This window comes from Klebsiella sp. EMBS2024 (genome assembly GCF_036233805.1).
GTDB classification, from domain to species: domain Bacteria; phylum Pseudomonadota; class Gammaproteobacteria; order Enterobacterales; family Enterobacteriaceae; genus Klebsiella; species Klebsiella pneumoniae.
On record NZ_JAZARW010000001.1, the window covers coordinates 4532260 to 4545067 of the forward strand.

The 12808-nt window shown below is 53.1% G+C and carries 14 protein-coding genes; 1 reads left to right on the forward strand and 13 read right to left on the reverse strand.

From position 1 onward, the window contains the following. Nucleotides 1-158: 158 nt before the first annotated feature. The 13 genes from VZP09_RS20750 to asnC form a co-directional block, all read right to left on the reverse strand. Entirely contained in the window at nucleotides 159-578 is a 420-nt protein-coding gene (locus VZP09_RS20750) for a F0F1 ATP synthase subunit epsilon (protein WP_001251971.1), read from the reverse strand. Between the two features lie 20 nt (nucleotides 579-598). After that, nucleotides 599-1981, reverse strand: coding sequence for a F0F1 ATP synthase subunit beta (gene atpD / locus VZP09_RS20755; protein WP_004144997.1), 1383 nt, complete (start codon nucleotides 1979-1981; stop codon nucleotides 599-601). A 26-nt stretch (nucleotides 1982-2007) separates the two neighbouring features. Then, nucleotides 2008-2871, reverse strand: a complete 864-nt coding sequence (atpG, locus tag VZP09_RS20760) for a F0F1 ATP synthase subunit gamma (RefSeq protein ID WP_004144996.1) — start codon at nucleotides 2869-2871, stop codon at nucleotides 2008-2010. A 50-nt stretch (nucleotides 2872-2921) separates the two neighbouring features. Beyond that, the gene (gene atpA / locus VZP09_RS20765) at nucleotides 2922-4463 is read right to left on the reverse strand and encodes a F0F1 ATP synthase subunit alpha (protein WP_004144995.1); all 1542 of its coding nucleotides are present in this window, start codon (nucleotides 4461-4463) and stop codon (nucleotides 2922-2924) included. Between the two features lie 12 nt (nucleotides 4464-4475). After that, nucleotides 4476-5009, reverse strand: coding sequence for a F0F1 ATP synthase subunit delta (gene atpH / locus VZP09_RS20770; protein WP_004144994.1), 534 nt, complete (start codon nucleotides 5007-5009; stop codon nucleotides 4476-4478). 14 nt (nucleotides 5010-5023) lie between these two features. Beyond that, nucleotides 5024-5494 (reverse strand): F0F1 ATP synthase subunit B, encoded by a 471-nt coding sequence (gene atpF / locus VZP09_RS20775; protein WP_004107293.1) that lies wholly within the window; start codon nucleotides 5492-5494, stop codon nucleotides 5024-5026. Between the two features lie 50 nt (nucleotides 5495-5544). Beyond that, nucleotides 5545-5784 (reverse strand): F0F1 ATP synthase subunit C, encoded by a 240-nt coding sequence (gene atpE, locus VZP09_RS20780; protein WP_000429386.1) that lies wholly within the window; start codon nucleotides 5782-5784, stop codon nucleotides 5545-5547. A 49-nt stretch (nucleotides 5785-5833) separates the two neighbouring features. Then, nucleotides 5834-6649, reverse strand: a complete 816-nt coding sequence (atpB, locus tag VZP09_RS20785; protein ID WP_004173838.1) for a F0F1 ATP synthase subunit A — start codon at nucleotides 6647-6649, stop codon at nucleotides 5834-5836. A 7-nt stretch (nucleotides 6650-6656) separates the two neighbouring features. Further along, nucleotides 6657-7037 (reverse strand): F0F1 ATP synthase subunit I, encoded by a 381-nt coding sequence (gene atpI, locus VZP09_RS20790; RefSeq protein ID WP_004144991.1) that lies wholly within the window; start codon nucleotides 7035-7037, stop codon nucleotides 6657-6659. 616 nt (nucleotides 7038-7653) lie between these two features. Then, nucleotides 7654-8277, reverse strand: a complete 624-nt coding sequence (gene rsmG, locus VZP09_RS20795) for a 16S rRNA (guanine(527)-N(7))-methyltransferase RsmG (protein ID WP_004151554.1) — start codon at nucleotides 8275-8277, stop codon at nucleotides 7654-7656. Between the two features lie 115 nt (nucleotides 8278-8392). Next, nucleotides 8393-10282, reverse strand: a complete 1890-nt coding sequence (gene mnmG / locus VZP09_RS20800; RefSeq protein ID WP_004144989.1) for a tRNA uridine-5-carboxymethylaminomethyl(34) synthesis enzyme MnmG — start codon at nucleotides 10280-10282, stop codon at nucleotides 8393-8395. Between the two features lie 381 nt (nucleotides 10283-10663). Next, entirely contained in the window at nucleotides 10664-11104 is a 441-nt protein-coding gene (gene mioC, locus VZP09_RS20805) for an FMN-binding protein MioC (RefSeq protein WP_004144988.1), read from the reverse strand. Nucleotides 11105-11203: 99 nt separating this feature from the next. Then, nucleotides 11204-11662 (reverse strand): transcriptional regulator AsnC, encoded by a 459-nt coding sequence (asnC, locus tag VZP09_RS20810; RefSeq protein ID WP_002882510.1) that lies wholly within the window; start codon nucleotides 11660-11662, stop codon nucleotides 11204-11206. Between the two features lie 151 nt (nucleotides 11663-11813). Between asnC and asnA the strand changes: the two genes are divergently transcribed. Further along, nucleotides 11814-12806 (forward strand): aspartate--ammonia ligase, encoded by a 993-nt coding sequence (asnA, locus tag VZP09_RS20815; RefSeq protein ID WP_002882514.1) that lies wholly within the window; start codon nucleotides 11814-11816, stop codon nucleotides 12804-12806. Nucleotides 12807-12808: the final 2 nt, after the last annotated feature.

Sequence of the window (12808 nt, forward strand, 5' to 3'; positions counted from 1 at the left end):
TGTGATATACATCACATAAAAAGAGTTTACGCCTCATCATTTAACTAATCAATAACAATTAAGGGTGAATGCTGTTTTCACTTCATCCGCTCGTCAGCAGCGGGCAATAAAAAAAGCCAGCCTGGAACCCAGACTGGCTTTTTACGTTCAAGCCGGTGTTACATCGCTTTTTTGGTCAACTCGATAACGCGCAGTTTAGCGATCGCTTTGGCCAGTTCCGCAGACGCCTGAGCGTAATCCACATCGCCGTGAGAGCTCTTAATGTGCTCTTCCGCTTTGCGTTTCGCTTCCAGCGCTCGCGCTTCGTCGAGGTCCTGACCGCGAATTGCGGTATCCGCCAGGACGGTCACGCTGCCAGGCTGCACTTCAAGAATGCCGCCGGACAGATAGATAAACTCTTCATGACCGTGCTGTTTAACGATGCGAATCATACCAGGCTTAATGGCGGTGAGCAGCGGCGCGTGGCCCGGGTAAATACCCAGTTCACCTTCGCTACCCGTTACCTGGATTTTTTCGACCAGACCAGAGAACATTTGTTGCTCTGCGCTGACGACGTCCAGGTGGTAAGTCATTGCCATATCACCCTCCGATTAAGGCGTTAAAGTTTTTTGGCTTTTTCCACGGCTTCGTCGATGGAACCGACCATGTAGAACGCCTGCTCTGGCAGGTGATCGTATTCGCCTTCCATGATGCCTTTAAAGCCACGGATGGTGTCTTTCAGCGCCACGTATTTGCCCGGAGAACCGGTAAAGACTTCTGCCACGAAGAACGGCTGGGACAGGAAGCGCTGGATCTTACGCGCGCGAGCTACCACCAGTTTGTCTTCTTCAGACAGTTCGTCCATACCGAGGATGGCGATAATGTCTTTCAGTTCCTGATAACGCTGCAGGATGGACTGAACGCCACGCGCGGTGTCGTAGTGTTCCTGACCAACAACCAGCGGATCCAGCTGACGGCTGGTGGAATCCAGCGGGTCAACGGCCGGGTAGATACCCAGGGATGCGATCTGACGGCTCAGTACTACGGTTGCATCTAAGTGAGCAAAGGTAGTGGCTGGGGATGGGTCAGTTAAGTCATCCGCCGGTACGTATACCGCCTGTACGGAGGTGATAGAACCGGTTTTGGTGGAGGTGATACGTTCCTGCAGAACGCCCATCTCTTCCGCCAGGGTCGGCTGATAACCTACCGCTGAAGGCATACGACCCAGCAGCGCGGATACTTCAGTACCGGCCAGGGTGTAACGATAGATGTTATCGACGAACAGCAGTACGTCACGACCTTCGTCACGGAATTTCTCAGCCATGGTCAGGCCGGTCAGCGCAACGCGCAGACGGTTTCCCGGCGGCTCGTTCATCTGGCCGTACACCAGGGATACTTTATCGATAACGTTGGAGTCGGTCATTTCGTGGTAGAAGTCGTTACCCTCACGAGTACGCTCACCTACGCCCGCAAACACAGAGTAACCGGAGTGCTCGATCGCGATGTTACGGATCAGCTCCATCATGTTTACAGTTTTACCTACACCCGCACCGCCGAACAGACCAACTTTACCGCCCTTGGCGAACGGACACATCAGGTCGATAACTTTGATGCCGGTTTCCAGCAGTTCCTGAGAGCTGGACAGCTCTTCATAGGACGGTGCCGCGCGGTGGATAGCCCAACGCTCTTCTTCGCCGATGTCGCCTTTCATGTCAACCGGTTGACCCAGTACGTTCATGATACGACCCAGCGTTGCTTTACCTACCGGGACTTCGATCGGGTGCTCGAGGTCTTTTACATCCAGACCGCGGCGCAGACCATCAGAAGAACCCATGGCGATGGTACGTACGATACCGCCGCCCAGCTGCTGCTGAACTTCCAGCACCAGAACTTCATTACCATTCTGTACCTCAAGGGCTTCGTACACGCGTGGTACGGCATCCTGAGGGAACTCGACGTCGACCACGGCGCCGATTACCTGGACAATCTTTCCAGTAGCCATCTTAAATCCTCTACGAAATAACCTGGTTAAACCGCGGCGGCCCCCGAGACGATCTCGGTGAGTTCCTGAGTAATGCTGGCCTGACGAGCTTTGTTGTATACCAACTGCAGCTCTTTAATCAGGCTGCCGCCATTATCGGTCGCGGCTTTCATCGCCACCATACGGGCGGCCTGCTCGCTGGCCAGGTTTTCAACCACGCCCTGATAAACCTGAGATTCGACGTAGCGGCGCAGGAGGGTATCCAGCAGCGCTTTCGGATCGGGCTCATACAGGTAATCCCAGGATTTACGCTTCAGATCAGCATCTTCTGATGCCGGTAACGGCAGCAGCTGAGTGATCGTCGGAACCTGAGACATGGTGTTAATAAATTTGTTGCTGACAACGTACAGCTTGTCCAGACGGCCTTCATCATAGGCCTGCAACATCACTTTTACCGGGCCGATCAGTTCGGACAGGGATGGGTTATCCCCCATACCGGTCACCTGTGCAACCACGTTGCCGCCCACGGAGTTAAAGAAAGAAACGCCCTTAGAGCCGATCATTGCGAGGTCGCACTGAACGCCTTTATCGGACCATGCTTTCATTTCCGCCAGCAGTTTCTTGAACAGGTTAATGTTCAAGCCGCCGCACAGACCACGGTCGGTCGACACCACCAGGTAGCCCACGCGCTTAACGTCGCGTTCTTCCAGGTAAGGGTGCTTATATTCCAGATTACCGTTCGCAAGGTGACCAATCACTTTGCGCATAGTATCTGCGTAAGGACGGCTGGCCGCCATGCGCTCCTGCGATTTACGCATTTTGGAAGCGGCGACCATCTCCATCGCTTTAGTGATCTTTTGCGTGTTCTGGACGCTTGCGATCTTACTACGTATCTCTTTTGCGCCGGCCATGAGCTTCTCCTCAATGCCTTGCGGCCTGCCCTAAGACAGACCGCCAGACGTTACCAGGACTGGGTTGCTTTGAAGGAATCGAGGATGCCTTTCAGCTTGCCTTCGATTTCGTCGTTATAGCCACCGGACTGGTTAATCTCTTGCATCAGCGGAGCGTGATCACGGTCGACGTAAGCCAGCAGAGCGGCTTCGAAGCTACCGATTTTCGCCAGTTCTACATCAGCCAGGTAACCACGTTCTGCTGCGAACAGAACCAGAGACTGCTGCGCGACGGACATCGGCGCATACTGTTTCTGTTTCAGCAGCTCGGTCACTTTCTGACCGTGGTCCAGCTGTTTGCGGGTTGCATCGTCAAGGTCGGATGCAAACTGGGAGAACGCCGCCAGTTCACGATACTGCGCCAGCGCGGTACGGATACCACCGGACAGTTTCTTCATGATCTTGGTCTGCGCTGCACCACCAACACGGGATACGGAGATACCCGGGTTAACCGCAGGACGAATACCGGCGTTAAACAGGTTGGTTTCCAGGAAGATCTGACCATCGGTAATAGAGATTACGTTGGTCGGAACGAATGCGGAAACGTCACCCGCCTGCGTTTCGATAATCGGCAGCGCGGTCAGAGAACCGGTTTTCCCTTTCACTTCACCTTTGGTGAAGGCTTCAACGTATTCGGCGTTAACACGCGCAGCACGCTCCAGCAGACGAGAGTGGAGGTAGAATACGTCGCCCGGGAACGCTTCACGTCCAGGCGGACGACGGAGCAGCAGGGAGATCTGGCGATAAGCAACAGCCTGTTTAGACAGATCATCGTAAACGATCAGCGCATCTTCACCGCGGTCGCGGAAGTATTCGCCCATTGCGCAACCAGCGTATGGCGCCAGGTATTGCAGTGCAGCAGATTCAGATGCAGTCGCTACCACTACGATGGTATTAGCCAGCGCGCCGTGCTCTTCCAGTTTACGCACCACGTTAGAGATGGTGGACGCTTTCTGACCGATAGCGACATAGACGCACTTGATGCCGGAATCACGCTGGTTGATGATGGCATCGATAGCCAGCGCAGTTTTACCGGTCTGACGGTCGCCGATGATCAGTTCACGCTGACCACGACCGATTGGGATCATGGCGTCAACGGATTTGTAACCGGTCTGTACCGGCTGATCGACGGACTGACGTTCGATTACGCCCGGCGCGATCGCTTCAACGGCGGAGAAACCGTCGTTTTCCAGCGGACCTTTACCATCAATTGGCGCGCCCAGGGTGTTAACCACGCGGCCCAGCAGGCCACGGCCTACCGGAACTTCCAGGATACGGCCAGTACATTTCACCTTCATGCCTTCGGCGAGGTCAGCGTACGGACCCATTACCACCGCACCTACGGAGTCGCGCTCCAGGTTCAGTGCGATAGCGTAACGGTTACCCGGCAGGGAGATCATCTCGCCCTGCATACATTCGGCAAGGCCGTGGATGCGGATAACACCGTCACTTACAGAAACAATAGTACCTTCGTTATGAGCTTCGCTCACAACATTGAACTGAGCAATGCGCTGCTTGATCAGTTCGCTGATTTCGGTGGAATTCAGTTGCATGCTCCAGTCCCCTTAAGACTGCAAGACGTCTGCAAGGCGCTCAAGACGGCCGCGTACGCTGCCATCAATGACCATATCACCCGCACGGATGATAATACCTGCCATAACAGACTTATCGATTTTGCAATTCAGCTTAACTTTGCGTGACAGACGTTTTTCCATCGCGCTGACGATCCTGGCAAGCTGTTCATCACTCAGTTGGTTGGCAGATATTACTTCTACCTCTGCGATGGCCTCACTGGCCGCGCGCAGGTGAATGAATTGCTCAAGAACGTCCGGGAGCACCTTCAGACGATTATTTTCCGCCATCACCTTAATCAGGTTCTGGCCATTTTCGTCGAGTTGCTCGCCGCAGATAGCGATAAACGCTTCTGAGAGCGTTTCCGGCGCCAAAGCACCGGAGAGAAGCTCTGCCATTTGGTCGTTTTTGGTCACTTCGGCGGCAAACGCCAGCATATCCTGCCAGCGTTCAACACTGTTGTGTTCGACGGCAAAGTCAAAAGCTGCTTTGGCGTAGGGGCGAGCTACCGTTACAAATTCAGACATCAGCCCCTCCCTCCTTACAGTTCAGCGACAAGTTTATCCACGATGTCGCTGTTAGCAGCTTCATCCACGGAACGTTCGATGATCTTCTCGGCGCCAGCAACAGCCAGGATAGCGACCTGCTTACGCAGCTCCTCGCGTGCACGTTTACGCTCAGCATCAATTTCAGCCTGCGCTTGTGCAACGATTTTGGTGCGTTCCTGTTCTGCTTCAGCTTTAGCTTCGTCCAGAATCTGAGAGCGGCGCTTGTTCGCCTGCTCAATGATTACCTGGGCTTCCGCTTTCGCTTTTTTCAGCTGGTCGGTCGCGTTGGCCTGTGCAAGGTCCAAATCTTTCTTAGCGCGTTCTGCAGAAGCTAAACCGTCAGAAATCTCTTTCTGGCGTTTTTCGATGGCAGCCATTAAAGGCGGCCATACGTATTTCATGCAGAACCATACGAAGATAACAAACGCGATGGCCTGGCCGAGGATTGTTGCGTTCATGTTCACAGCACAATACCTCTTTAATTAACTCTGTGGCTTAGGTTTCTAACAACTTACTACGCGACGGCGAACATCACGTACAGACCCAGACCTACAGCGATCATCGGGATAGCATCCACCAGACCCATAACGATAAAGAACTGAGTACGCAGCAGAGGGATCAGATCCGGCTGACGCGCTGCGCCTTCCAGGAATTTACCTCCGAGGATGCCGATACCGATCGCAGCACCGATTGCCGCCAGACCCATCATCACAGCGGCAGCCATGTACAGCAGATCCATATTCAGGTTTTCCATGACAGTCTCCAGTTTGTTTCAGTTAAAACGTAGTAGTGTTGGTAAAAAATCAATGCTCTTCAGATGCCATCGACAGATAGACAATCGTCAGAACCATGAAGATGAAGGCTTGCAGCGTAATAATCAGGATGTGGAAAATGGCCCAAGGCACATTCAGAACCCACTGTGACCACCACGGCAACAGACCAGCAATCAGAATGAAAATCAGCTCACCGGCATACATGTTGCCGAACAGTCGCAGACCGAGAGAGACCGGTTTGGACAGCAGGCTTACCCCTTCAAGGATTAAGTTGACAGGAATGAACGCCCAGTGATTGAACGGCTGCATGGTCAGTTCTTTAACGAACCCACCAACGCCTTTCATTTTGATGCTGTAGAAAATAATCAGGATGAACACGCCAAGCGCCATCGACAGGGTGATGTTCACGTCGGCAGACGGAACCACGCGCAGTGCAGGCAGGCCGAGTATGTGCTCACCGATCCAAGGTAAGAAATCGATAGGCAAGAGGTCCATCAGGTTCATCAGGAAGACCCAGACGAACACGGTCAGCGCCAGCGGCGCGATAACCTTGCTCTTGCCATGGTACATGTCTTTGACGCTGCCATGGACGAAGCCGATGATCATTTCGATGAAGGTTTGGAATTTCCCTGGTACGCCGCTGGTCGCTTTCTTAGCAACGCTACGGAACATGGCAAGGAACAGCAGACCGAGAACCACCGAGAAGAACATGGAGTCAATGTTGAGCGTCCAGAAGGTGGCTGTGTGGTTGTGCGGATCCACCAGCGAGAATGTACGCAGGTCCAACTGAAGGTTGTTCAGATGGTGTCCTATGTAATCCTGCGGCGTCATATTTTCTGAAGCCATGATGCCTTTACCCTTTGTTGTTAATTACAGCTGGCGCCAGAACTTGTACCACCAGCACCAAAACCCACGTCACGATCAGTGGCAAAAATACCACTTTTAAAACGGCCAGCGCCACCGCCAGAAGGGCGAAGGTCAGCAACACCTTGAAGGCTTCACCGAAGGCGAAGGTCCAGGCCACACGGCCTTTTGCTGGTGTATGCGCCTGATGACGCCAGGCAAAAATTATAAACATCAGATTTGGCAAGACCACTGCCAAACCGCCGCATACAGCGGAAATGCCCCAGAAGGGGTCTTTGAGGCTGAACAGCAGTCCACTTGCCATTACTGCCAGTAACTGAATAAACAGAAGCTTGCGAGCAACGTTTCGACTCAAGAGCGACACTGACATCACGTTTTTACTCCTGCTCCCTTTGAGGTATGTCGCGTGTCGTATAAAACGTCCTTTAAGACGAAGAGTCAAGCATCAAAAAGCGGACAAATTATACGGTGACGCCCCGTGATTTCAAACAATAAGTAGCAAAATAGTGAATAAATGTTTAATTATTTTCCAACGGACAACTTTCCGTGCATTTCAGCGTTCTGTGAGCGGTCATACAAAACTGCAAATAACGAGGAAACACGGCAATTAAAGCGTGCATCAGATCACATAATAAACATTTCAAGCGCCCTTTAATGAATCAAGGACATAAAACACTATTTTTCATGCTTTTGATATTCAAGATAAAAAGTGAGGACATTATCTAAAACAACCTCACATACAATAAAAACCTTTTATTGACATTTATAATAAAAATTTAACATCACTATGCTGTTCATCATTGTCGATTTTTAGCACCCTGATATTTTCAAAGTTGACTATTTTGTCAGTGAATCACTTACACTAAGTTAACTGCAAGAAAAGCCTTAGTAAAAACAAGGTTAAATGCAGCCCGTTAATATCGGGGGACGTCCTTTATTTTTGTAACATGCGCGGGCCACATTTTTTCCACATTTTTTGATAAAAATTAACTCGATTTTGGCTTAATCACCACCAGGTGCCGCTCCCCTTCCAACCGAGGAACATGCAGCTCAATCACCTCGACAATGTCATACCCTTCCGGCAGACTTTCCATTTCTTCTTTTTGCGCTAACCCTTTGAGCGCATAGAAGTGACCATTCGCTGCCGGCAGATGATGGCACCAGCTCACCATATCATTAAGCGATGCGAAAGCGCGGCTTATCACGCCATCAAACGGCGGCTCGGCCGGGAAGGCTTCCACGCGGCTCTGCACCGGGGTGACGTTATCCAGCTTCAGCTCGTGCTGCACCTGACGCAGGAAGCGCACGCGCTTGCCAAGGCTGTCCAGCAGGGTGAAATGTGACTCCGGACATACGATGGCCAACGGGATCCCCGGCAACCCCGGGCCCGTACCAACATCGATAAAGCGCGAGCCCTGCAGATAAGGCGCCACGATGATGCTGTCGAGAATATGACGCACCAGCATCTCATTCGGATCGCGAACGGAGGTCAGGTTATAGGCTTTGTTCCACTTATCGAGCAGTCCGACGTAAGCCACCAGCTGATTTTTCTGGTGATCGGTGAGCGAAATACCCGCTTCATCCAGCAGACGAGAAAGTTTGTTGAGCACGGTAAGTACCTTCAAAAAATAATGAGCCCGGAGGCGCTAACGCTTACCGGGCTATGAATGATAAAGGCGAACGCTGATTATGCAACTGGGAAATCAGCGCGGCAGGCAGCCGCAATCAGGCGCTGCGGCGCAGCATCCCCTGCTTTTTCAGCCAAACCAGCAAAATAGAGATCGCCGCCGGGGTGATCCCGGAGATACGTGACGCCTGTCCAATCGACGACGGTTTATGGTCGTTCAGTTTGGCAATCACCTCGTTAGACAGCCCAGTGACCTGGCGGTAGTCGAGAGTCGCTGGCAGCAAGGTATTCTCATTGCGCTGTTGTTTCTCAATCTCATCCTGCTGGCGCGCGATATAGCCCTCATACTTCACCTGGATCTCTACCTGCTCAGCCGCCTGACGATCTTCCAGTCCCGGGGTGAATGGCGAGAGTTGAACCAGCTGTTCGTAGGTCATTTCCGGACGACGCAGCAGATCTTCGCCGCTGGCTTCACGCGACAACGGCGCGGTCAGGTGAGCGTTCACTTCGTTGGCGCTCTCTGCCTGCGGATTCACCCAGGTGGATTTCAGACGCTGGCGTTCACGTTCGATGCTTTCCAGCTTCTCGTTGTAGCGCGCCCAGCGTTCGTCATCCACCAGACCCAGCTCGCGCCCCTGTTCGGTCAAACGCAAATCGGCGTTGTCTTCGCGCAGCATCAGACGATATTCAGCGCGGGAAGTAAACATGCGGTACGGTTCTTTGGTACCCAGGGTGCAGAGGTCATCTACCAGCACGCCGAGGTAAGCCTGATCGCGACGCGGCGCCCAGCCCTCTTTTTCCGCAGAGAAGCGGGCGGCGTTAAGTCCGGCCAGCAGCCCCTGAGCCGCCGCCTCTTCATAACCGGTGGTACCGTTGATTTGGCCGGCGAAGAACAGACCCTGAATAAATTTGCTCTCAAGCGTTGGCTTCAGATCGCGCGGGTCGAAGAAATCGTACTCAATAGCGTAGCCTGGACGGACGATCCGCGCATTCTCCATCCCCTGCATCGAGCGGACGATTTGCATTTGCACATCAAAGGGCAGGCTGGTGGATATACCGTTCGGATAAATTTCGTTTGAGGTCAGTCCTTCCGGCTCGAGGAAGATCTGATGCTGGTTGCGATCGGCAAAGCGCATGACTTTGTCTTCGATCGACGGGCAATAGCGAGGTCCGATCCCTTCGATCACTCCGGCGTACATAGGACTGCGATCGAGGTTATTGCGGATCACATCGTGGGTTTTCTCGTTAGTGTGGGTGATATAGCACGGTACCTGGCGCGGATGCTGATCCGCGGATCCCATGAACGAGAAGACCGGCATCGGGTTATCGCCATGCTGCTGCGCCAGCACGCTGAAATCGATGGTGCGCGCGTCAATACGCGGCGGAGTACCGGTTTTCAGACGACTTACGCGCAGAGGCAATTCACGCAGACGACGAGACAGCGGGATAGACGGCGGATCGCCGGCGCGGCCGCCGCTGTAGTTGTCCAGACCAATATGGATTTTGCCGTCAAGGAAGGTCCCGACGGTCAGCACCACCGCTTTAGCGCGGAATTTGAGGCCCATCTGGGTGACGGCGCCCACGACGCGATCGTTTTCGACAATCAGATCTTCAACCGCCTGCTGGAAGATCATCAGGTTCGGCTGGTTCTCCAGCGCGGTACGTACTGCCTGACGATAAAGCACGCGGTCAGCCTGGGCGCGGGTGGCGCGCACTGCCGGTCCTTTGCTGGCGTTTAGTATCCTAAACTGAATGCCCGCCTGATCGATCGCTTTGGCCATCAAACCGCCGAGCGCATCCACTTCTTTTACCAGGTGTCCTTTCCCAATGCCGCCAATCGCCGGGTTGCAACTCATTTGCCCCAGCGTGTCGATATTGTGTGTCAAAAGCAGGGTTTGTTGACCCATACGCGCTGCGGCCATTGCGGCCTCAGTGCCTGCATGACCCCCGCCAATGATAATGACGTCAAAAGGATCCTGATAAAACATGGTGGTCTGCCTCGCATAAAGCGGTATGAAAATGGATTGAAGCCCGGGCCGTGGATTCTACTCAACTTTCGTCTTTCGAGAAAGACTCCGGGATCCTGAGTATTAAAAAGAAGATCTTTATATAGAGATCTGTTCTATTGTGATCTCTTATTAGGATCGACTCTCTTTGTGGATAAGTCGGATCCGCGAAGTAAGATCAAAAGCTTAAGAAGGATCACTATCTGTGAATGATCGGTGATCCTGGTCCGTATAAGCTGGGATCAGAATGAAGGGTTATGCACAGCTCAAAAACCATACTACGGTTATTCTTTGGATAACTACCGGTTGATCCAAGCTTTTAAGCATGGTTATCCACAGAAGATCGGACGATCTTTACAATTCTCAGAGCAAATTTTTCCAGGATCCCAGCCAGATTTCCGCTGGATCCTCCGGAATTTCGTGTTCAAGGACGTTGATCTTCAGCGTCTCACCGATCTGTTTTGCCCCGCAGGCCTTCAGCGCCGCTTCTAATTTATCGATCGCGCCGCAAAAGGTGTCGTATTCGCGGCTGCCGATCCCTATAGCGCCAAAGCGCACGGCGGAAAGATCGGCCTGCTTCTCCTGCAGCGCGTCATAGAAGGGAACCAGGTTGTCGGGAATGTCGCCGGCGCCATGGGTGGAAGAGATAATTAACCAGATCCCTTGCGCCTGCAGATCGTCCACCAGCGGACCGTGCTGGATTTCAGTGCTATAGCCGGCTTCTTCCAGCTTTTCCGCCAGATGCTCTGCTACATATTCCGCACTGCCCAGGGTGCTGCCGCTGATAAGTGTAATGTCTGCCATAGATCGCCGATCGCCCGCTCAACTGTTCAGAGTGGCGTATTGTACGCTGTGAGCGAGCTGGGATCTACCTGTGGAAAAATGTGGGATTAAAAAAAGCGATCAGGGCTTGATGGTGCGCATGATCGGGTTCTGCAGCACGATCAGAGTTTCAGTGGACTGAATTTCATCGATTGTTTGGATCTTGTTGATAAGTACCTGCTGCAGAGCATCGATGGATTTACACATCACCTTAATAAAGATGCTGTAGTGGCCGGTGGTGTAGTAAGCCTCGGTGACCTCCTCCAGACTTTCCAGGCGGGCGAGGGCGGAGGGATAGTCTTTGGCGCTTTTTAAAATAATGCCGATGAAGCAACCGACGTCGTAGCCCAGCTGCTTGGGGCTGACGTCAATGCGCGCGCCGGTAATGATACCCGCCTGCTTCATCTTTTCGACGCGCACGTGAATGGTGCCCGGGCTGACGCTGAACTGTTTGGCCAGTTCGGCATAGGCGGTACGGGCGTTGGCCATCAGCGCATCAAGAATGCCGCGGTCCAGATTGTCGATCTGATAATTTTCCATATCTTTTTCTTATGAAGTTTGAGGGTTCTTACTATTTTAGCGCCATATTTTAATGAATTAAAAGTTGATGCGCCTTTTTATTGATTGATTATTGTATTGCCGCCCTGTTTTGTTGCTTAATCAATGGCAACAGGACGCAGGAGTCATAAAAATGAAAACCGCATATATCGCAAAACAACGCCAGATCAGTTTCGTTAAATCCCACTTTTCCCGTCAGCTGGAAGAGAAGCTTGGCCTGATTGAAGTCCAGGCGCCAATCTTAAGCCGCGTGGGCGATGGGACGCAGGATAACTTGTCCGGCTGCGAGAAAGCGGTTCAGGTAAAAGTGAAAACACTGCCCGACGCCCAGTTCGAAGTGGTTCATTCGCTGGCGAAGTGGAAGCGTCAAACCCTGGGACAACACGACTTCAGCGCGGGCGAAGGGCTGTACACGCACATGAAAGCCCTTCGCCCCGATGAAGACCGTCTGACGCCTATCCATTCCGTCTATGTTGACCAGTGGGACTGGGAGCGCGTGATGGGGGATGAAGAGCGTCACGTCGGCACCCTGAAGGCAACCGTCGAGGCGATCTACGCCGGGATCAAAGCCACCGAGCTGGCGGTCAGCCAGGAGTTTGGCCTGACGCCGTTCCTGCCGGAACAGATCCATTTTGTTCACAGCCAGGAGCTGCTGAGCCGCTATCCGGAGCTTGATGCCAAAGGTCGTGAGCGGGCTATTGCCAAAGAGCTGGGCGCCGTCTTCTTAATTGGTATCGGCGGCAAACTAGCTGATGGCAAGCGCCACGACGTGCGTGCGCCGGATTATGATGACTGGAGTACTGAGGTTTCTGAAGGTTTTGCCGGCCTGAACGGCGATATCCTGGTGTGGAACCCGGTGCTGGAGGATGCGTTCGAGATCTCCTCGATGGGGATCCGCGTTGACGCCGAGGCGCTAAAGCGCCAGCTGGCGCTGACCGGCGATGAAGATCGCCTGAAACTGGAGTGGCACCAGGCGCTGCTGCGCGGCGAGATGCCGCAGACTATCGGCGGCGGCATTGGCCAGTCTCGTTTGACGATGCTGTTGCTGCAGCTTGACCATATCGGTCAGGTGCAGTGCGGCGTATGGCCGGCGCAGGTTCGCGAAAGCGTTTCCGCGCTGCTGTAACG

Excerpts from the sequence above, each read along its gene's own strand:
- VZP09_RS20750 (WP_001251971.1), bottom strand. The coding sequence starts at position 578 with ATGGCAATGACTTACCACCTGGACGTCGTCAGCGCAGAGCAACAAATG.
- atpD (WP_004144997.1), bottom strand. The coding sequence starts at position 1,981 with ATGGCTACTGGAAAGATTGTCCAGGTAATCGGCGCCGTGGTCGACGTC.
- atpG (WP_004144996.1), bottom strand. The coding sequence starts at position 2,871 with ATGGCCGGCGCAAAAGAGATACGTAGTAAGATCGCAAGCGTCCAGAAC.
- atpA (WP_004144995.1), bottom strand. The coding sequence starts at position 4,463 with ATGCAACTGAATTCCACCGAAATCAGCGAACTGATCAAGCAGCGCATT.
- atpH (WP_004144994.1), bottom strand. The coding sequence starts at position 5,009 with ATGTCTGAATTTGTAACGGTAGCTCGCCCCTACGCCAAAGCAGCTTTT.
- atpE (WP_000429386.1), bottom strand. The coding sequence starts at position 5,784 with ATGGAAAACCTGAATATGGATCTGCTGTACATGGCTGCCGCTGTGATG.
- atpB (WP_004173838.1), bottom strand. The coding sequence starts at position 6,649 with ATGGCTTCAGAAAATATGACGCCGCAGGATTACATAGGACACCATCTG.
- atpI (WP_004144991.1), bottom strand. The coding sequence starts at position 7,037 with ATGTCAGTGTCGCTCTTGAGTCGAAACGTTGCTCGCAAGCTTCTGTTT.
- mnmG (WP_004144989.1), bottom strand. The coding sequence starts at position 10,282 with ATGTTTTATCAGGATCCTTTTGACGTCATTATCATTGGCGGGGGTCAT.
- mioC (WP_004144988.1), bottom strand. The coding sequence starts at position 11,104 with ATGGCAGACATTACACTTATCAGCGGCAGCACCCTGGGCAGTGCGGAA.
- asnC (WP_002882510.1), bottom strand. The coding sequence starts at position 11,662 with ATGGAAAATTATCAGATCGACAATCTGGACCGCGGCATTCTTGATGCG.
- asnA (WP_002882514.1), top strand. The coding sequence starts at position 11,814 with ATGAAAACCGCATATATCGCAAAACAACGCCAGATCAGTTTCGTTAAA.